Source organism: Pseudomonas protegens (assembly GCF_003732485.1).
GTDB classification, from domain to species: domain Bacteria; phylum Pseudomonadota; class Gammaproteobacteria; order Pseudomonadales; family Pseudomonadaceae; genus Aquipseudomonas; species Aquipseudomonas protegens_B.
Window position 1 is genome coordinate 116,003 of sequence record NZ_MOAK01000087.1, and the last position, 19,440, is coordinate 135,442.

At 61.4% G+C, this 19,440-nt stretch carries 16 protein-coding genes and 1 pseudogene; 8 read left to right on the top strand and 9 right to left on the bottom strand.

What is annotated here, in order from left to right; genetic code table 11:
- Positions 1-266: 266 nt before the first annotated feature.
- Entirely contained in the window at positions 267-932 is a 666-nt protein-coding gene (locus tag BLX41_RS30660; protein WP_123727904.1) for a LexA family protein, read from the top strand.
- A gap of 54 nt (positions 933-986) precedes the next feature.
- On the opposite strand, the gene BLX41_RS30665 is transcribed toward BLX41_RS30660, so the two are convergent.
- From BLX41_RS30665 to BLX41_RS30680, 4 genes are read right to left on the bottom strand one after another with little or no spacing between them, the layout of a single operon-like run.
- Complete coding sequence (locus tag BLX41_RS30665; RefSeq protein WP_123727905.1) at positions 987-2,933, bottom strand: acetyl/propionyl/methylcrotonyl-CoA carboxylase subunit alpha; 1,947 nt, start codon at positions 2,931-2,933, stop codon at positions 987-989.
- Positions 2,933-3,748, bottom strand: a complete 816-nt coding sequence (locus BLX41_RS30670) for a gamma-carboxygeranoyl-CoA hydratase (protein WP_123727906.1) — start codon at positions 3,746-3,748, stop codon at positions 2,933-2,935. The genes BLX41_RS30665 and BLX41_RS30670 overlap by 1 nt, the downstream gene beginning before the upstream one ends.
- Positions 3,749-3,765: 17 nt before the next feature.
- Positions 3,766-5,373, bottom strand: a complete 1,608-nt coding sequence (locus tag BLX41_RS30675) for a carboxyl transferase domain-containing protein (RefSeq protein WP_123727907.1) — start codon at positions 5,371-5,373, stop codon at positions 3,766-3,768.
- 11 nt (positions 5,374-5,384) lie between these two features.
- On the bottom strand, positions 5,385-6,548 hold the full coding sequence (locus tag BLX41_RS30680; RefSeq protein ID WP_015636316.1) for an isovaleryl-CoA dehydrogenase: 1,164 nt from the start codon (positions 6,546-6,548) through the stop codon (positions 5,385-5,387).
- A gap of 228 nt (positions 6,549-6,776) precedes the next feature.
- On the opposite strand from BLX41_RS30680, the gene BLX41_RS30685 reads away from it, so the two are divergent.
- On the top strand, positions 6,777-8,480 hold the full coding sequence (locus tag BLX41_RS30685) for an AMP-binding protein (protein WP_123727908.1): 1,704 nt from the start codon (positions 6,777-6,779) through the stop codon (positions 8,478-8,480).
- Positions 8,477-8,719, top strand: coding sequence for a hypothetical protein (locus BLX41_RS30690; RefSeq protein WP_148059791.1), 243 nt, complete (start codon positions 8,477-8,479; stop codon positions 8,717-8,719). The genes BLX41_RS30685 and BLX41_RS30690 overlap by 4 nt, the downstream gene beginning before the upstream one ends.
- A 383-nt stretch (positions 8,720-9,102) precedes the next feature.
- On the opposite strand, the gene BLX41_RS30695 is transcribed toward BLX41_RS30690, so the two are convergent.
- From BLX41_RS30695 to BLX41_RS30705, 3 genes are all read right to left on the bottom strand, one after another.
- Entirely contained in the window at positions 9,103-10,002 is a 900-nt protein-coding gene (locus BLX41_RS30695) for a hydroxymethylglutaryl-CoA lyase (RefSeq protein WP_123727910.1), read from the bottom strand.
- A gap of 62 nt (positions 10,003-10,064) precedes the next feature.
- On the bottom strand, positions 10,065-10,469 hold the full coding sequence (locus tag BLX41_RS30700; RefSeq protein WP_102864696.1) for a MerR family transcriptional regulator: 405 nt from the start codon (positions 10,467-10,469) through the stop codon (positions 10,065-10,067).
- A 124-nt stretch (positions 10,470-10,593) separates the two neighbouring features.
- The gene (locus tag BLX41_RS30705; RefSeq protein WP_123727911.1) at positions 10,594-11,529 is read right to left on the bottom strand and encodes a LysR family transcriptional regulator; all 936 of its coding nucleotides are present in this window, start codon (positions 11,527-11,529) and stop codon (positions 10,594-10,596) included.
- A gap of 179 nt (positions 11,530-11,708) precedes the next feature.
- On the opposite strand from BLX41_RS30705, the gene BLX41_RS30710 reads away from it, so the two are divergent.
- Positions 11,709-12,938: an acyl-CoA dehydrogenase gene (locus BLX41_RS30710; RefSeq protein ID WP_123727912.1), complete on the top strand. Its 1,230-nt coding sequence runs from the start codon at positions 11,709-11,711 to the stop codon at positions 12,936-12,938.
- Between the two features lie 55 nt (positions 12,939-12,993).
- Here BLX41_RS30710 and BLX41_RS30715 read toward each other — a convergent pair whose 3' ends face one another.
- Positions 12,994-14,376 carry a substrate-binding domain-containing protein gene (locus BLX41_RS30715; protein WP_123727913.1) on the bottom strand — a complete coding sequence of 461 codons (1,383 nt, stop codon included), beginning with the start codon at positions 14,374-14,376 and terminating at the stop codon, positions 12,994-12,996.
- A 292-nt stretch (positions 14,377-14,668) separates the two neighbouring features.
- On the opposite strand from BLX41_RS30715, the gene BLX41_RS30720 reads away from it, so the two are divergent.
- Positions 14,669-15,001, top strand: coding sequence for a DUF1508 domain-containing protein (locus BLX41_RS30720; RefSeq protein ID WP_123727914.1), 333 nt, complete (start codon positions 14,669-14,671; stop codon positions 14,999-15,001).
- 48 nt (positions 15,002-15,049) lie between these two features.
- Here BLX41_RS30720 and xthA read toward each other — a convergent pair whose 3' ends face one another.
- A complete protein-coding gene (xthA, locus tag BLX41_RS30725) occupies positions 15,050-15,862 on the bottom strand; it encodes an exodeoxyribonuclease III (protein ID WP_123727915.1) in 813 nt (270 codons plus the stop codon).
- Between the two features lie 175 nt (positions 15,863-16,037).
- Between xthA and BLX41_RS30730 the strand changes: the two genes are divergently transcribed.
- From BLX41_RS30730 to BLX41_RS36820, 3 genes and pseudogenes are all read left to right on the top strand, one after another.
- Positions 16,038-16,688, top strand: coding sequence for a GNAT family N-acetyltransferase (locus BLX41_RS30730; protein WP_123728003.1), 651 nt, complete (start codon positions 16,038-16,040; stop codon positions 16,686-16,688).
- A 65-nt stretch (positions 16,689-16,753) separates the two neighbouring features.
- Entirely contained in the window at positions 16,754-18,481 is a 1,728-nt protein-coding gene (locus BLX41_RS30735) for an autotransporter assembly complex protein TamA (protein WP_123727916.1), read from the top strand.
- A pseudogene (locus tag BLX41_RS36820) lies at positions 18,478-19,440 on the top strand (translocation/assembly module TamB domain-containing protein); the annotation flags it as partial. The gene BLX41_RS30735 and the pseudogene BLX41_RS36820, both read left to right, overlap by 4 nt.

Sequence of the window (19,440 nt, forward strand, 5' to 3'; positions counted from 1 at the left end):
CTTCCTTGTCCGATCCGGTCAGTGCGGGTTTCAAGTAATAGTCCATCGCCCGTCGTGCCGCGTGGCTGCCCTTGAGTGAATTCAATGTGGTCTCTGTATCGAGTTCCGGCACGTCCTTGCTGCTTGCGTTCATGAAGTGTTCCGTCCTGTGTGAGAAGAGGAAAGAGGGGTATGAACTAGACTAATACGTATTGTAATTGTGACGAGATTTCAAATACTACAAGTTGTGTGTTGAGGCGGGAAATACACAACGTATTGTTCGATCCATGGACAAATGGATCGAGTTGGTCAAAACCAACATGAAAGGCCGTAAGGTCACACAGGAAAAACTCGCCGAGCGTCTGGGCATGTCTCAGGGCGGTATCGGCCATTGGTTGAGCAAGCGCCGTCAGCCAAAGATCGAAGACATGAACCGGGTGCTTGAAGAGATCGGGATGGGCTTTCTGGAAGTCGCCCTGGTGGTCCGCGAGAAACCCATGCTCGGTGACGATGGCGAACCCCTGGTGAACGAGGCTTCACTGGCGCACAAGTACAATCCGTATTTTCGTTACCCGGTGAGCAATTGGCGGGTCGCAGGGGAAGTTCGTGAAGATGGCCAGTCAGCCTATGTGCCGGAGCGCTATGAGCTTTCCGATTATCAGGCTCAAGGCGCGGCGTTCTGGCTTGTGGTAGTCGGCGACGCAATGATTGCACCCAGCGGTCTGAGCATCAGTCAGGACATGCTGATTCTGGTGGACCCGGCTATTGCCGCCGAGCCTGGTAAGTTGGTGGTCGTACAATGTCCCGGTAGTGCCGAGGCGATCTTTCGCAAGTGGGTGAAAGAGGGCAGTCAGCATTATCTGGTTCCCCTCAATCCCACCTATCCGAAGATGCTCTACAGCGACGAGTGCCGAGTTATTGGTGTAGTCGTACAAGCTACTGCGAAGTTTTAACTTCCTTGAAAAGCCCCTTCCTACAGTTAGGAAGGGGCTTTCTTATTGGTGGACTTATTCCAACTCCACCAACGCACTGCCTTCACTGACCATTTCGCCTTCCTGGCAATACAGTGCCTTGATGACGCCTGCCTGGGGGGCACGGATGCTGTGTTCCATCTTCATCGCCTCCAGCACCACCAATTGCGCACCGGCTTCGACGCTTTGCCCGGCGCTGACCAGCACCCGCACGATGCTGCCGTTCATGGGCGCAGTAAGCCCGCCCTGCTGGCTGTGGCTGGCATCGGCGGCGGCAATCGGATCGTACGCCGTGACGCTGTGCATCTCGCCCTGCCAGTGCAGGTAGAGGGTGTCACCACGGCGGATGGCGCGATGTTCACGGCGCAGCCCCTGTTGCTCTACCCACAGGCGTTCACCTTGCAACTGGAAGGCCGGCGAGCGAGCGCCCAGGCTGATGGCCCGATCCTGTCCGGTACAGCTCAGGTGCAGGCTGGTCTGGGCCGGTAAAGCGCTACGCCAGCCATTGACCGCCGCCCAGGGGGACTGCAGGTCGTCGCTGCGCACCCGCTCTGGCTGGCTTTGTGTAAACGCCTGTGCGGCCGCTTGCCAGAAGTCCGCGCCGAGTTCGCTGGGCGCTGGCAGTAATTGCTCCTGATAGCGTGGGATAAATCCGGTATCCAGTTGCGCCTCGGCGAACGCTGGATGGGCAACGATGCGCCGCAGGAACGCCAGGTTGGTTTTCAGGCCACCGATGGCAAATTCGTCGAGCATGCTCAACAGGCGCAGACGAGCCTGCTCGCGGTTCTCGCCCCAGGCGATCAGCTTGCCCAGCATCGGATCGTAGAAGGGCGACACGCTATCGCCTTCTTCGACCCCGCTGTCCACCCGACGGCCCGGGCCAGCGGCGGATTCGCGATACAACTCCAGGCGCCCGGTCGCGGGAAGGAAGTCGTTGCCCGGATCTTCGGCGTACAGGCGCACTTCAATGGCGTGCCCCAGCAGCGGGACCTGTTCCTGGCTGATGGGCAGGGCTTCACCCTGGGCCACGCGTATTTGCCAGGCCACCAGGTCGAGGCCGGTAATGGCTTCGGTTACCGGGTGTTCCACCTGCAGCCGTGTATTCATTTCCATGAAGAAGAATTCGCCGCGAGCATCGAGGAGAAATTCCACGGTGCCGGCGCCGACGTAGCCGATGGCCTGGGCCGCGCGCACAGCGGCTTCGCCCATGGCCTTGCGCAACTCGGAGCTGAGGCCGGGAGCAGGGGCTTCCTCGACCACCTTCTGGTGGCGCCGCTGGATCGAGCAGTCGCGCTCGTTGAGGTACAGGCAGTTGCCGTGTTGGTCGGCGAACACCTGGATCTCCACGTGGCGGGGTTTGAGCAGGTATTTTTCCACCAGCATCCGCGAATCGCCAAAGGACGATTGGGCTTCACGCTGGGCCGAGGCCAGGGCTTCGGCCAACTGGCTGACCTCCTCGACCACTTTCATGCCCTTGCCGCCGCCGCCGGCGGTGGCCTTGAGCAGCACCGGGTAGCCGATGCGCTCGGCGGCACTGCGGAAGGTTTCCAGGTCCTGGGCTTCGCCGTGATAACCCGGCACCAGAGGTACGCCGGCGGTTTCCATCAGTGCCTTGGCCGCCGACTTGCTGCCCATGGCGTCAATGGCCGAGGCGGGCGGGCCGAGAAAGATCAGTCCCGCCGCTTCGATGGCTCGAGCAAAACCGGCGTTCTCCGAGAGAAAACCGTAACCGGGGTGAATGGCCTGGGCGCCGCTGGCCTTGGCCGCAGCGATCAGCTTGTCGATCTGCAGGTAGCTGTCGGCGGCCTTGCTGCCCCCCAGGTCGACGCGGATATCTGCCTCGCGGCTGTGCCGCGCATCGCGGTCAGTGGCGCTGTGCACGGCCACGGTGGTCAGGCCCAAGGCCTTGGCGGTGCGCATCACGCGGCAGGCGATCTCGCCACGGTTGGCCACCAGCAACGTGTCTAGAACAGGGGCGTTCATCAGCGGGACTCCTTGGTCGTGGTCTCGGACTGCCAGCTGGGCGGGCGTTTTTCCAGAAATGCCCGTAGGCCTTCCTGGCCTTCGGTGCTGACCCGTATCCGCGCGATGGCATTTTCGCAGTAGCGGCGCAGGGCGGTGGTGAGGGCGCCGTTGCCCACTTCTCGCAGCAGGTCCTTGCTGGCACGCATGGCCTGGGGGCTGTTGAGCAGCAGGTTGTCGACCCAGAGCTCGACCTGCTGATCCAGCTCGGCAGACGGATAGCTTTCTGCCAACAGACCAATGTCCCGCGCCCGCTGACCGCCAAAGCGCTCGGCGGTGAGGGCATAACGTCGGGCGGCACGCTCGCCAATGGCCTGGACCACAAACGGGCTGATGACCGCCGGCGCGAGGCCGATGCGCACTTCTGAGAGGCAGAACTGCGCCTCGTTACTGCCAATGGCCATGTCACAGCAACTGATCAGGCCCAGGGCGCCACCAAAGGCCGCGCCTTGCACCACGGCCAGGGTCGGGATCTTCAGCTTGGCCAGGTTGTACATCAACTCCGCCAGTTCCCGGGCATCATCGAGGTTGGTGTGGTAGTCGAGCTCGGCGGACTGCTGCATCCAGGCCAGGTCGGCGCCGGCGCTGAAATGCTTGCCGCGTCCGCGCAGCAGCAGGAAGCGCAGGCTCGGATCGCCCTGCACCTGATCCAGGGCCAGGATCAGCTCGCGGATCATCTCGGCGTTGAAGGCGTTGTTCTTGGTTTCGCGGCTGAGCCACAGGGTGGCGAAGCCACGAGGGTCACGCAGCAGTTCCAGGGTATTGAAGTCGCTCATGTTCTTCTCGCGCAGGATTACATGCGGAACACGCCGAAGCGGCTCTGTTCGATGGGGGCATTGAGGGCCGCGGACAGGGCCAGGGCCAGGACGTCACGGGTTTGTGCCGGGTCGATGACGCCGTCGTCCCACAGTCGCGCACTGGAGTAGTAGGGGTGCCCCTGGTGCTCGTACTGATCGAGGATCGGCTGTTTGATCTCGGCTTCCTGGGCGACGTCGAAAGGGTGTCCGCCGCGCTCCGCCTGCTCGCGCTTGACCTGGACCAGCACCCCGGCCGCCTGTTCGGCACCCATCACGCCAATTCGCGCGTTGGGCCACATCCACAGAAAGCGTGGATCGTAGGCGCGACCGCACATGCCGTAGTTACCGGCCCCGAAGCTGCCGCCGATGATCACGGTAAATTTCGGCACCTTGGCACAGGCCACCGCGGTGACCAGCTTGGCGCCGTGCTTGGCGATGCCGCCAGCCTCGTATTTCTGGCCCACCATGAAGCCGGTGATGTTCTGCAGGAACAGCAGAGGAATCCCGCGCTGGCAGGCCAGTTCGATGAAGTGCGCGCCTTTTTGCGCGGCTTCGGCGAAGAGGATGCCGTTGTTGGCTAGGATGGCCACCGGGTAGCCGTGCAGGTGGGCGAAACCGCAGACCAGGGTGGTGCCGAACAGGGCCTTGAATTCATCGAACACCGAGCCATCCACCAGCCGGGCGATGACTTCGCGCACATCGAACGGCTGCTTGGGATCGGCCGGGACCACGCCATAGAGCTCGTCGCGGGCATACAGCGGGGCAATCGGCGTACGTTGTTGCAACTGGCCCTGCTTGTGCCAGTTGAGGTTGGCCACGCTGCGTCGGGCCAGGGCCAGGGCGTGTTCGTCGCTGTCGGCGTAGTGGTCGGCAACGCCGGAAATCTTGCAATGCACGTCGGCACCGCCCAACTCTTCGGCACTCACCACCTCGCCGGTAGCGGCTTTCACCAAGGGGGGGCCGGCGAGGAAGATGGTGGCCTGTTCACGGACCATGATGGCTTCGTCGGCCATGGCCGGTACGTAGGCGCCACCGGCGGTGCAGGAACCCATGACCACGGCGATCTGCGGGATGCCCTGGGCGCTCATGTTGGCCTGGTTGAAGAAGATCCGGCCGAAGTGCTCGCGGTCCGGGAATACTTCGTCCTGGCGGGGCAGGTTGGCGCCGCCCGAATCTACCAGGTAGATGCAGGGCAGTCGGTTCTGTTGGGCGATGGTCTGGGCCCGCAGGTGTTTTTTCACCGTCAGCGGGTAGTAGGAGCCGCCTTTCACTGTGGCGTCGTTGGCCACGATCATGCATTCGATGCCTTCTACCCGGCCGATGCCGGCAATCACGCCGGCGGCGGGCACGTCTTCGCCATAGACCTCGTAGGCGGCCAGAGGGCTGACTTCAAGAAACGGCGAGCCAGGGTCGAGCAGGCGGTTGATACGTTCCCGAGGCAGCAGTTTGCCCCGGGACGTGTGGCGTTCCTGGGCCTTGGCGCCGCCGCCTTGCTGGACCTGGGCGAGCAGGGTGTGCAAGGCGTTGACCTGGGTGAGCATCGCTTCACTGTTGGCTGCGAACTCTGCCGAACGCGGGTTGAGCTGGGTGTGCAGGATAGCCATGGACAGCTCCGTTAGCGGGTTTCGTTGAACAGTTCGCGACCGATCAGCATGCGGCGGATTTCGCTGGTGCCGGCGCCGATTTCGTAGAGCTTGGCGTCACGCAGCAGGCGGCCCGCCGGGAATTCGTTGATGTAGCCGTTGCCCCCCAGAATCTGGATCGCGTCCAGGGCCATCTGGGTCGCGCGCTCGGCGCTGTAGAGGATTACCCCGGCGGCGTCCTTGCGGGTGGTTTCGCCACGCTCGCAGGCCTGGGCCACGGCATACAGGTAGGCGCGACTGGCATTGAGCTGGGTGTACATGTCGGCGATCTTGCCCTGGATCAACTGGAACTCGCCGATGCTCTGGCCGAACTGCTTGCGGTCGTGGATGTAGGGCACCACCAGATCCATGCAGGCCTGCATGATCCCGGTCGGGCCGCCGGAGAGCACCACGCGCTCGTAGTCCAGGCCGCTCATCAGGACTTTGACCCCGCCGTTGAGCACGCCGAGGATGTTTTCCTCCGGCACTTCCACGTCATCGAAGAACAGCTCGCAGGTGTTGGAGCCGCGCATGCCCAATTTGTCGAACTTGTTGCTGCGGCTGAAGCCTTTCCAGTCACGTTCGACGATGAACGCAGTGATGCCGTGGGGGCCCTTTTCCAGGTCGGTCTTGGCGTAGATCACGTAGGTGTTGGCATCGGGGCCGTTGGTGATCCAGGTCTTGCTGCCATTGAGTACGAAGTGGTCACCGCGCTTGTCGGCGCGCAGCTTCATCGACACCACGTCGGAACCGGCATTGGGTTCGCTCATAGCCAGGGCGCCAATGTGTTCACCGCTGATCAGCTTGGGCAGATACTTGCTCTTCTGTTCATGGTTGCCGTTGCGGTTGATCTGGTTCACGCAGAGGTTGGAGTGGGCACCATAGGACAGGGCCACCGAGGCCGAACCGCGGCTTATCTCTTCCATGGCCACCACGTGGGCCAGGTAACCCAGCCCGGCGCCGCCATATTCTTCCGCTACGGTAATGCCCAGGAGCCCCATGTCACCGAACTTGCGCCACATGTCGGCGGGGAACAGGTTGTCGACGTCGATTTGCGCCGCCCGGGGTGCCAGCTCCGCCTTGACGAAGGCCTGGACCTGTTGGCGCAGCATGTCGATGGTTTCACCGAGGGCGAAGTTCAGGGTCGGATAACTCATGGTGGGGCACCTTCAAACTTGTTTTTATTGAGGGGGTAGGCTGCAGAGAGCGGCGCTGTCGAGCTCTCACCTTTACGTTAACGTAAACCTGCGACCGATGGCTGTCAATCGCCCTTTACGTAAACGTCAACTTGCGCCAGAGTAGCGAGGCTTTCGATTGGAGCCAGGCTTTTTCGCACCATCGGCCAGGCTCCTGAACACCCACTAATAAAGACAATAGGGGTCGTCATGGAACACTCGGGTTTCCAGCCGGATCGCAGTTACACCCGTGGTATGCAAGACAAGCCATTGCTGGCGCTGACCATCGGCCAGGCCTTCGACAACACCGTCGCTGCCTATCCCCAGGGTGAAGCCCTGGTGGTGCGTCATCAGCAGTTGCGCTACAGCTGGCAGCAACTGCGTGAGGCCGTCGACCTGCATGCCAGGGCGCTGTTGGCCTTGGGTCTCAAGACGGGTGATCGCCTGGGGATCTGGGCCCCCAACTGCGCCCAGTGGTGCATCGCCCAATTCGCCAGCGCCAAGATCGGCGCGATTCTGGTGAACATCAATCCGGCCTATCGCAGTTCCGAGCTGGAATATGTGCTCAAGCAGTCCGGCTGTCAGTGGCTGATCTGTGCCGGGGCGTTCAAGACTTCCGACTATCACGGCATGCTGCAGGGGCTGATCCCCGAATTGGCGGAGCAATCCATCGGTCAATTGCACTGTGAACGGCTGCCCGAGTTGCGTGGAGTGATCAGCCTGGATGCTCAACCCCCCTCCGGTTTCCTGCCCTGGTCGCAACTGACGGCCCTTGCCGCTGGAGCCACCGCCGAGCAATTGCAGGCGCGCCAGGACAGCCTGGATTTCGATCAGCCGGTGAATATCCAGTACACCTCCGGCACCACCGGTTTCCCCAAGGGCGCGACCCTGAGTCACTACAACATCCTCAATAACGGTTACATGGTGGGGGAGAGCCTGGGCCTCACCGCGGCAGATCGGCTGGTGATCCCGGTGCCGCTGTATCACTGCTTCGGCATGGTCATGGGCAACCTGGGCTGTATCACCCACGGCACCACCATGATCTACCCCAACGATGCCTTCGACCCGTTGCTGACCCTGAGCGCCGTGGCTGAGGAGCGGGCTAGCGGCTTGTATGGGGTACCCACCATGTTTATCGCCATGCTCGACCAGCCAAGGCGCGGTGAGTTCGATCTGTCGAGCCTGCGCACCGGGATCATGGCCGGTGCCACGTGTCCGATCGAGGTGATGCGCCGGGTCATCAGCGAGATGCACATGAGCGAGGTGCAGATCGCCTACGGCATGACCGAGACCAGTCCGGTGTCGTTGCAGACCGGCCCTGCCGACGATCTGGAGTTGCGAGTCACCACTGTGGGTCGTACCCAGCCGCACCTGGAGAGCAAGATCATTGATGAGACCGGCAATCTGGTGCCCCGGGGCACCATCGGCGAACTCTGCACCCGGGGCTACAGCGTCATGCTCGGCTACTGGAACAACCCCCAGGGCACCAGCGAGTCCATCGATCAGGCAGGCTGGATGCACACCGGCGATCTGGCCACCATGAACGAGCAGGGTTATGTGTGCATTGCCGGGCGCAACAAGGACATGATCATCCGCGGTGGCGAGAATATTTACCCGCGGGAGCTGGAAGAGTTCTTCTTCACCCATCCCGCTGTGGCCGATGTGCAGGTGATCGGCATTCCCTGTGCCAAGTATGGCGAGGAGATTGTCGCCTGGATCAAGTTCCACCCCGGGCATTGCGCCAATGAGCTGGAGTTGCAGGCCTGGTGCAAGGAGCGCATCGCCCACTTCAAGACACCGCGCTACTTCAAGTTCGTCGAGGAGTTTCCGATGACGGTGACCGGAAAGATCCAGAAATTCCGCATGCGCGAAATCAGCATCGAAGAGTTGCGCGAGCAGGTGGGCAGGGTGTGAGCATTGCTGGAGCGTGCATCGGGACGGGTGCACGCTTTATGGGCGAGAAGGGCAAGCAAAAGCCGAATCGCAGAAAGCACAAAGGGGAGCCGAAGCTCCCCTTTAATTTTGTCGTTGCGTGCTCTTTTTTTATTATTGAGGGGCGGTCTATTGTTGTTTTTGGCAACCGTGGCCCTTTACCGCTGTTTTTGGCGATCCCCATCCGGGATCAAGAGCAAACGTATTTTTTTGAGCGCTGATCTAACGTGTCGCCAGGGCGATCCAACCAGTTCGGGAGCTACCTCAGGGTAGTTTTATTGTTCTCTGACCGGTTGCGGGTGGCTCTTGCAAGCCCTCCTGCACATTACATCCTCTCCAAAAAAATCTGTTAGCTGCGTCTCTGCCGTGTTGTTTTTGTTATGTCAGAGTCGTTACGTCTTATTCTTATTAGGTTTGCTGCTTTTTATTCTTGTTATGCCATAGAGATAGCAGAACCCGTGCCAACTTTTTAAAGTCTTTTAAAATCAATGTCTTGATGTTTTTGTAGGACAATCTGTACCGCAAGAAAATCGACAAACTGTTTCCGTGTTACTCGTTCCCGTCGCCGTTTAGAGCGGCCGGTAACACCCGGCCGCACATTGGCTCACCCGGCGTTACGTGCCTTGGCCACACGAGAGCCGCTGGGGCGTCCCAGTACCGTGCAGATCTGCCGGCCAGCGTCGATCAGGCGATCCATGTCGATACCGGTGTGAATGCCCAGGCCGTTGAGCAGGTACAGCACATCCTCGGTGGCGACGTTACCGCTGGCGCCCTTGGCATAGGGGCAGCCGCCGAGGCCGGCGATCGAACTGTCGAACACCGCGATACCCTCCAGCAGGCTGGCATAGACGTTGGCCAGGGCCTGGCCATAGGTGTCGTGGAAGTGGCCTGCGAGCTTCTCCCGTGGCACCTGGGCGCCCACCACTTCGAACATTCTGCGGGTGGCGCCGGCGGTGCCGGTGCCGATGGTGTCGCCCAGGGACACTTCGTAGCAGCCCATGGCGTGCAGTTCACGGGCCACCAGGGCCACTTGCTCCGGGGCTACCTCACCTTCGTAAGGGCAGCCCAGCACACAGGACACATACCCGCGCACGCTGACGCCATGCTGCTTGGCGGCCTGCATGATCGGCACGAAGCGCTGCAGGCTTTCGCTGATGGAACAGTTGATGTTGCGTTGGGAGAAGGATTCCGACGCGGCGGCGAACACCGCGACTTCCTTGACCCCCGCCGCCAGGGCGTCCTCGAAGCCCCGCAGGTTCGGCGCCAGCGCGCCGTAGACCACCCCCGGCTTGCGCTGGATGCGGGCGAAGACCTCGGCCGAGCCGGCCATTTGTGGCACCCACTTGGGCGAGACGAAACTGCCGACTTCTATATAGCCCAGGCCTGCCGCCGTCAGGGCATCGACCAATTGCACCTTGTCCTCGACGCTGATGGGCTGGGCTTCGTTCTGCAGACCGTCGCGAGGGCCGACTTCGATCAGGCGTACATGGCTGGGGAGTGACATTCAGGTTCACCTTCTATGAGGGATGGCGGATGCCGGCGCGAGCGGCGCAGGTGTCCCAAGGATTATTGTGCTGTGCTTTTCTGGTTCTGGATGGTTTGTTCCAGTGCCTGGGTGCAGCGCTCTTCGGCGGTGTCCAGTTCCAGCTTCATCTGTTCGATGTCGAGCAACTGCTGTTCGAGCTGCTCACGCCGCTCGCCGATTTTCGCCAGCATGCTGTGCAACTGCTTCAGGTTGCCGCTGCTGGGGTCGTAGAGCTCGATGAGTTCACGGCATTCGGCCAGGGAAAAACCGATGCGCTTGCCCCGCAGGATCAGCTTCAGGCTGACCTTGTCCCGGGGGGAGTAGATGCGTTCCTGACCGCGACGCTCAGGGGCCAGCAGGCCCTGTTCTTCATAGAAGCGTATGGCCCGGGTGGTGATGTCGAGCTCGCGGGCGAGGTCGGAGATGCTGTAGGTCTGGCTGCTCATGGAGGCGCTCAAGGTGGGACTTGGCGCTAAGCTAAAGGCAGGTTTACGTATACGTCAAGCAGTCCGAGTCGATCCCGTTCGCCGGCAAGCCGGCTCCTAAAGTGAGGGCTTGCCGGCGAAGGGGTCAGGCTGTCTGCTGGTCGAGCTTCTTTTCGTAAGCCGTGACCTGCTGGCAGAGTTCGATCATCTGTTCGCGCATCCAACGGTTGGCCGGGTCCTGGTCGGTGCTTTCGTGCCAATAGAGATGGGTTTCCACTGGTGGCACATCATTGACCGGCAGATTGAAGGCATGCAGTTCATGGCGTCGGGCAAAACGTTCCGGCACCGTCATGACCATGTCGGTCTGTTGCAGGACTTGCGAAGCCATCAGGTAGTGCTGGGAGCGCAGGGCGATCTTGCGCTGGATGCCCATCTTGCCCAGCGCCAGGTCGACATGGCCCAGGCCGCTGCGGCGGCTGGAAATATGGATGTGGGTCAGGGACAGGTAGTCGTCCAGGGTGAACTTTTCCTTGCCCACCAGGGGATGGCCCTTGCGCATGGCACACACGTAACGGTCCTCCATCAGCTTGACGTGGCGCACCTGGGGGTCGGTGTTGAGGGGGGCGTCCACGGCAAAGTCCAGGCGCCCGGCCGCCAGTTCCTTGGTGGTCTCCCGGCGCTTGGAGAGGAAACTCTCGATGATCACCGCCGGCGCCAGGCGTCGCAGGCGCTGGAACAACGGCGGCAGGATTACCGCCTCGGTCAGGTCGGTCATGCTGATGCGATAGGTCTTGACCGCTTGAAGGGGGTTGAAGATGCGGCTTTCCTGTACCGATACCCGTAGCAGCGACAGCGCGTTGCGCACCGGGCCGATGATGTTTTGCGCCATGGGCGTGGGCACCATGCCCTGGGCGGTCCTGACGAACAGCGGATCGTTGAAGGTCTCGCGCAGACGCGCCAGCGCGTTGGACACGGCCGGTTGGGTGATGCCGACGATCTGCCCGGCGCGGGTCAGGTTGGCTTCGGTGTAGATCGCGTCGAAAACGATGAAGAGGTTGAGGTCGACCTTGCTCAGATTCATGGCGCTGCACTCTTATTGTTAGGCCTGTGAGGGAGGCTCGGAAGCCTTTCGGATCAGCCGATCATATATCGGTGATGAATGTTAATACACGCCGAGAATAGGCTAGGTAAATTTTCGTAGCTGATCTAGCATCGATTTCAGTCCCCAAACACCCGATCTTCACAAAGGTAGAACTGCCCATGGAATTCGCCTATTCCCCCAAGGTTCAGGAACTGCGTGAGCGCGTCACCGCGTTCATGGATGCCTATGTTTATCCGGCTGAAGCGGTCTTCGAACGTCAGGTTGCCGAAGGCGATCGCTGGCAGCCGACCGCCATCATGGAAGAGCTGAAACTCAAGGCCAAGACTGAAGGCCTGTGGAATTTGTTTCTGCCTGAGTCGGAACTGGGTGCCGGCCTGACCAACCTTGAATATGCGCCATTGGCGGAGATCATGGGCCGTTCGCTGCTGGGCCCCGAGCCGTTCAACTGCTCGGCGCCGGATACCGGCAACATGGAAGTGCTGGTGCGCTATGCCAGCGAAGAACAGAAGCAGCGGTGGCTGGAGCCTTTGCTGCGTGGCGAGATCCGCTCCGCGTTCGCCATGACCGAGCCGGATGTGGCATCGTCCGACGCCACCAACATGGCGGCCCGCGCGGTGCGCGACGGCGACCAGTGGGTCATCAACGGCAAGAAGTGGTGGACCTCGGGCGCCTGTGACCCGCGTTGCAAGATCCTGATCTTCATGGGCCTGAGCAATCCGGATGCGCCGCGTCACCAGCAGCACTCGATGATCCTGGTGCCGGTGGATACCCCCGGGGTGAAGATCGTTCGCCCGCTGCCGGTGTTCGGCTACGACGATGCCCCTCATGGTCACGCCGAAGTGCTGTTCGACAACGTCCGAGTGCCTTATGAGAACGTGCTGCTGGGAGAGGGGCGTGGTTTCGAGATTGCCCAGGGGCGCCTTGGCCCGGGCCGCATTCACCACTGCATGCGCTCCATTGGCATGGCCGAGCGGGCGCTGGAACTGATGTGCAAGCGTGCGGTGAACCGCACTGCGTTCGGCAAGCCGCTGGCTCGCCTGGGTGGCAATATCGACAAGATCGCCGACTCGCGGATGGAGATCGACATGGCCCGTCTGCTGACCCTCAAGGCGGCCTACATGATGGACACCGTGGGTAACAAGGTGGCCAAGAGCGAGATTGCCCAGATCAAGGTGGTGGCGCCGAATGTGGCCCTGCGGGTGATCGACCGGGCGATCCAGATTCACGGTGGGGCCGGGGTTTCCAATGACTTCCCACTGGCCTACATGTACGCCATGCAGCGCACCTTGCGCCTGGCCGATGGCCCGGATGAAGTACACCGCGCGGCCATCGGCAAGTACGAAATCGGCAAGTATGTGCCGAAGGAAATGCTGCGCAGCGGCCATTGATGGTCATGCAGTCGGCCTGCCAGGCGAAGCCTGTGGCAGGCCGGTTGCGGTGTATTCAGTACACCCAGACTTCCACGCGCCGGTTCTTGATCCGGCCCTCGTCGGCGTCGTTGGCTGCCACTGGCAGCTCGGCGCCAAAACCGCGGATCTCGCGAAACACCACCCCGCCTTTTACCAGTTCCCTGCGCACTGTCATGGCCCGCAACTTGGACAGCAGAGCTGCGCGTGCCGGGTCGTTCTTGGCATCACCGAATCCGGCCAGAGTGACTTGTCGGTTCATCTTGCCGTGCTGGCGCAGGTAATCCAGGACGCGATTCAGGTCTTGGCGTGCCTTGTTGTCCAGATTGGCGCTGCCTTCCTCAAAACGAAAGTTCACCGTCAAGCGTTGGGCCTCTCGGCTCAACGCCTGATAGGCCTTGGGCATCTGCGCACTGGGGGCTACCTGCATGGCCTGTACGGTCTGGGCGATAAAACCGTTGGCGGTGACGATGGCCTGGCCCTTGGCGCTCTGGGCAAAACTCACCAGGGCGTCGGCCCAGGGATTGTGTCCATTGGGCGGCAGGTACAGGTACAGGCGCCGCGACAGTGGGTAGTCCTCGGTGGCGATCAGGCTGTTGAGGGGCGGCATGGGCTGGGAGTCACCGTCGATAATCGCCACGGCCTTGGCCTGGCGTACGTAGGGCAGGCCGATGAAGGCGATGCCTTGAGGGTCCCGGCTCACCGCGTCGGACAGCTGTTCGCTGGACTCGAAACGTTTGGCGGTGGGGTTCAACGTCTTGCCGCGACGGCTGAGTACCAGCTCCTTGAAGGTGTCGTAGGTGCCGGACTGATCATCCCGGGCATACAGGTGGACCGGCCCGCCCGTGCTCCCCAGTTCTTCCCAGGTCTTGATCTCGCCGCTGAACAGGCGGGCCAGTTGTTCAGTGCTTAGCCGGCTCAGCGGGTTGTGCGGATGAAGGATGATTGCCAGCCCGTCGATGGCGATGACCTGTTCGGCGCCGGGGCTTTTCAGATCCCCCAGGCTTTCCAACTCCACCAGTTCGCTGTCCTTGATCGGTCGGGAGGCGGCCGCAATATCGGCCTGGGCGTTTTGCAGTGCGGTAAAGCCGGTGCTAGAGCCGTGGGCGGCGACATCCACTCGGACTGTCCGACCTTGGGCGCTCTGTCCCAGAACGCGTTTCTCATTGTCCTGGCTACTGGCCTCGATCCTGACGTCGCGCAGCCCTTGCTGTTCGAACAAGCCCTTGACCAGCGCCGGGCCAAGTTGGGCACCGATGGTGTTGGAGCCCTGGATGCGCAAGACAGCGGCATTTTCAGGTGCCAGGGGCAAGGCGGCGAACACCGACCAAGGCAGGGCATAGCAAACGAAGCCGATCAGAAACAGGCTGATGGTCCGGCACCAGATATCTCGTTCACTGACGGTGGAAACGCGGGGCATGGCGGCACTGGCCTTCTATTGAGAAAGAGGAGAGTGCTGGCGAGATTAAGTCAGGGAGGTGACAGGGAGGTGACGGGTGGCACTTTCAGGCCATAAATGGCGAAAGTCCTACGTCGTAAATAGCTGTTTTCTCTAGATTTTTTGAGACTTGTCCTAAAGACCGGTCTTTGGAGGCTGCGTAGAGTGGGCAACTTTGTCTGGCGGGGATTGGGGCGACTGCCAACGCGTCATCCCCCCGCAGATGCCTCGGCAGTGTTGTGCTGCTATTTCGTAGTAAGCAAAGGAGTTACAAATGAGTGCCTGGTTCGAGCTGAAGCAGTATGGCAGTGGTGCATGCAGATTCTTGCTGAAGACAAAGGAGGCGCAGACCATGCTTCAAAGCGACCGATTCCCTTGCCGGGACAGTGCCGAGGCGGCTCTCGGCCTGTTCCGCGCACACTGCTCTTCTCCCGAGCGTTACGTCAAGAAAATTTCATCGGGCGGCAAACCTTTTTTCAAGCTCAAGTCTGGCAAGGAAGTGATTCTGGTCAGCCACTTGTACGATTCGGAAGCCACCCTTGAAAGCGCCATCAGCGCCATTGCAGCGGCCGGCACCACTGAGCGGGTTGAAGTGGTCCATCTGTAAGCAGTAGTAAAAAGCCCATCTTGCGATGGGCTTTTTTGTGCCTGTCGATCAGCTCAGCTCGAGCCAGATCGGCGCATGGTCAGACGGCTTTTCCATGCCCCGCAGCTCATAGTCGACACCGGCGTCCTTGACCCGGGGCAGCAGTCCCTGGGATGCCATGATCAGATCGATGCGCAGGCCGCGCTTGGGTTCGTCCTCGAAGCCGCGGCTGCGGTAGTCGAACCAGCTGAAGCGATCGCTCACCTCGGGGTTCAGGTGACGGAAGCTGTCCACCAGGCCCCAGTTCTTCAGGCGTGCCATCCACTCACGCTCTTCGGGTAGGAAGCTGCATTTGCCGGTCTTGAGCCAGCGCTTGGCATTTTCGGCGCCGATGCCGATGTCGCAGTCTTGCGGGGAAATATTCACGTCGCCCATGACCACCAGGGGCTGGTCGTTGCTGAAGCGGCTTTCCAGCAGGTGCTGCAGGTCGCTGTAGAAGCGTTCCTTGGCCGGGAACTTGGTGGGATGGTCGCGGCTTTCACCCTGTGGGAAGTAGCCGTTCATGATGGTTACCGGCGTGCCGTTGGCATCGGCGAAGGTGCCCCAGATAAAACGCCGCTGGGCGTCTTCGTCATCGCCTTCGAAGCCTTTATGCAGGGCCAGTGGGGCCTGGCGCGAGAGCAGGGCGACACCGTAATGGCCCTTCTGGCCGTGGTAATGCACGTGGTAGCCCAGGGCCTGGATGTCGGCGAGGGGAAACTGCTCGTCGGCGACCTTGGTTTCCTGCAGGCCGATCACGTCCGGCTGGTGTTTGTCGATCAGCGCCGCCAGCTGATGGGGGCGGGCGCGCAGCCCGTTGATATTGAACGAGACGATCTTCATGGTCGGCGGTCCTGGCAAAACAGCGATGCTAGCTGACAACGCCCGGGTCGACCAGCATGGCAGCCCCGCGAATGCGCTGCTAATGTCCTTGAGCGTGGGAACGATCAGCGCCGCGCCAGGTTCGTAATAACAAGAGCGCGGCCATTCGAGCCGGGTCCAGGGGAGAGTGACCGACATGCCTGATACCTCCAACGCCATCGCCGATATCCATATGCTCGACAGCGGCTATTCCCGCGAAGCGCGGTCGCTGCTGTACCAGGCCTATCGCCATGAACCGACCTTCGGGTTCATTTTCGAATCCGAGCGCGCCGGTTATGAACAGCGGGTGCGGGCCACGGTCCGCGAGCTGGTGAAACAGCATTTTCTACAAGACCTGCCGGCCATCGGCCTGCTCGTCAACGACCGCTTGATTGGCATTGCCCTGATTGCCCCGCCGCAACGCCGCCTGGGCATTACCGAAAGCTGGGCCTGGCGGCTGCGCATGGTACTGAGCACGGGGTTTCGGTGCACGCGGCGGTATCTGGAGTACCACGAAGCGGTGCAGGCCTGCCTGCCCGGCGATGCGGTCCATGTGCTGCCGCTGCTGGGGGTGCATCCGCAATTCCAGGGGCAGCATTTCGGCGAGCAGTTGCTGGAGGCGGTTCACAATTGGTGTGCAGTGGATGAACATTCCCAGGGCGTGGTGCTGGATACGGGCAATCCGCGCTATCTGGAGTTCTATAAACGTCAGGGTTATGAAGAGATCGGGGAGATCGCGGTAGGGCCGGTCCGCGAGCACGTTTTCTTTCATCCGAACCCGCAGCTCTTACAAAGAGCAACAGCCTGATATAGAACTTTCCTAGCACTTGAGCGCTCTATCGCCCCCCCAAGCTCGTGATAGCATCCGCGCCTATGAAGTTTCCAGGAAGATTTACCAGCGGCTTTTTGCTGTTGTTCACAAGCTGTGCGGCGCTGGCGCAGAGCGAATTGGATGTCAGGGTAAAGCCCGCCAACGACGAGCTGAAGGCCAATGTGGAGGGTTACATTGGCGGTGTCGGTGATCGCGATGAAGAAGCCCTGCTGCGGTTCAGCCGGGGCGCCGAGGAGCAGGCGAAGAAAGCCGCCCAGGCGCTGGGCTACTACCAGCCCCATATCGAAAGCGAAGTGCGCGGCGGCGAGAAACCCCGCCTGTTGTTGCGTATCGATCCCGGCGAGCCGGTGCATCTGCGCAATGTGACGATCCGGGTCGAAGGCCCGGCGGCTTCCCTCAAGTCCTTCCGCACCCCTGACAGTGACCAGCTCAAGCCTGGCGCTGTGCTCAATCATGGCCGTTATGAAGATGCCAAGCGCCTGATCCAGAACCAGGCCTCGCGCTACGGTTTTTTCAGCGGGCGTTTTACCCGCCAGCAATTGTCGGTAGATCCCCTGGCCGGGGTGGCGGACATCGAACTGGTTTATGACAGTGGTCCGCGTTATGCCCTGGGCAAGGTCAGTTTTACCGGGGACTCGTTGTTCGACGAAGACCTGTTGCGGCGCATGGTGCCCTTCAAGAGCGGCGCGCCCTACGACTCCGAGTTGATTGCCGAACTCAATCAGGCGCTGCAGTCCAGTGGCTATTTCGAGGGTGTGCGGGTGGATGCTGCGCCCACTGCTGCCGAGCACGAGGTGATTCCGGTGGCAGTCCAGCTGGAAACCCGCAAGCCCCGGACCATGGGGCTTGGCCTGGGGTACTCCACTGACGTCGGCCCCCGGGTCAAGGCCAACTGGACCCGGCACTGGGTCAACCCCCAGGGCCACAGTTACGGTTGGGAGGCGGAAGTTTCGGCGCCCCGGCAGAACGTCGGACTGTGGTACGACATTCCTCTGGACCCGCCCCTGACCGATAAGCTGCGCTTTGCCGGTGGTTACCAGAATGAAGAAATCTCCGGCACCGATACCCTGAGTAAGTTGCTCACCGTGGGCCCCGAGTGGCACAGCAAGCTGCCCAGCGGCTGGCAGCGCGTGGTCTCGCTGAAGTATCAGCGTGAGGAGTACCGCCTTGGGGACGACTCGGGCCTGAGTAATCTGCTGATGCCTGGCCTGACCTATTCCTACCTGCGCAGCGACAATCGCATCGATCCACACAACGGTTATCGCATTCAATTCGACACCAAGCTGGCCAAGGAAGGCGTGGGCTCCGATACCAACCTGTTGTACGGAACGGTCCTGCTCAAAGGCCTGACCACGGCCTGGGACAATCACCGCTTTCTCGGTCGGGTGCAGTTCGGCGGCAGCGCCACCAATGGTTACAAATCCATCCCGCCGTCCCTGCGCTTCTTCGCCGGTGGCGACCAGAGCGTGCGTGGCTACGACTACCAGACCCTGTCCCCGAAGAACTCCGACGGCGATCGCATCGGGGGCCGTTACATGGTGGCGGGCAGTGTCGAGTATCAGTACTCCATCGCCGAGAAATGGCGGATCGCGACCTTTGTCGATCAGGGCAACTCGTTCAACAAACTGGAGCTGCCGAACCTCAAGACCGGGGTCGGTGTGGGACTGCGCTGGGTTTCGCCGGTAGGCCCGATCCGGGTCGACCTGGCCCACGCGATGAATGATGACGGTGGTATTCGCTTGCACTTTTCCATGGGGCCAGAGCTTTGAAGCGCGTCTTGAAGATAACGCTGCTGGCGATTCTTGCGCTGGTGATCCTGGCCCTCCTGGCCCTGACCTCGGTTCTGGGGACCCAGTCCGGCAGCCGCTGGGCCCTGGGCCTGGTGCCGGGGCTGACACTGGACAATTTCCAGGGGCATCTGGGTGGCCAGTGGAGCGCAGACCATCTGCTCTGGCAGCAGGACAGCAGTCGGGTCGAGCTCGACTCGGTGAAGTTTGCCTGGTCTCCTGCCTGCCTGTTGCGCATGACCCTGTGCATCGAGCAATTGGAAGCCGATCAGGTCAGCCTTCAGTTCCCTCCCGGCAACGATGCCGAAGAAAGCACAGGGCCCATCAGCCTGCCGGAGCTGCGTCTGCCCGTGGCTCTCGAGCTGGGACAGGTACGGGTTGGCCGCTTGTTGTTCAACGGCAGTGAAGAACTCAAGGGGCTGCAACTGGCGGCGCACTGGACCGCTCAGGGCTTGCAGATCGACTCGGTGCACCTGCAGCGCGATGACCTGAGTCTCGACCTGTCCGGCCTGTTGCAACCCAGCGGCGACTGGCCCCTGACCGCTCAGGGCACCCTCGGCTTGCCTGCTCCTGGCGGCGGACCCTGGGCCCTGGCTATGAGGGTCGAAGGTGATCTGCTCAAGACCTTGAAACTCAATGCCGACAGTAGCGGTTATCTGCAAGGGCAGTTGAGCGGTGAGCTGCAACCCCTGGTGGAGAACCTGCCGGCGCAGGTGCGGATCATTGCCGATGGCTTCAAGGCCAGCGCCGACTTGCCGGACACCCTGCAACTGGATCAGTTGGAATTGACCGGCAAGGGGGACTTGAAAAACGGCTACCAACTCAACGGCAAGGCCAGCCTGCCGGCGGAGCAAGGGCCGGTGGCTCTGCTGTTGCAAGGCAAGGTCGACGCCAAGGGCGCGCAGATCGCCACGCTGGACCTGCGGGCCAACGACAAGCAG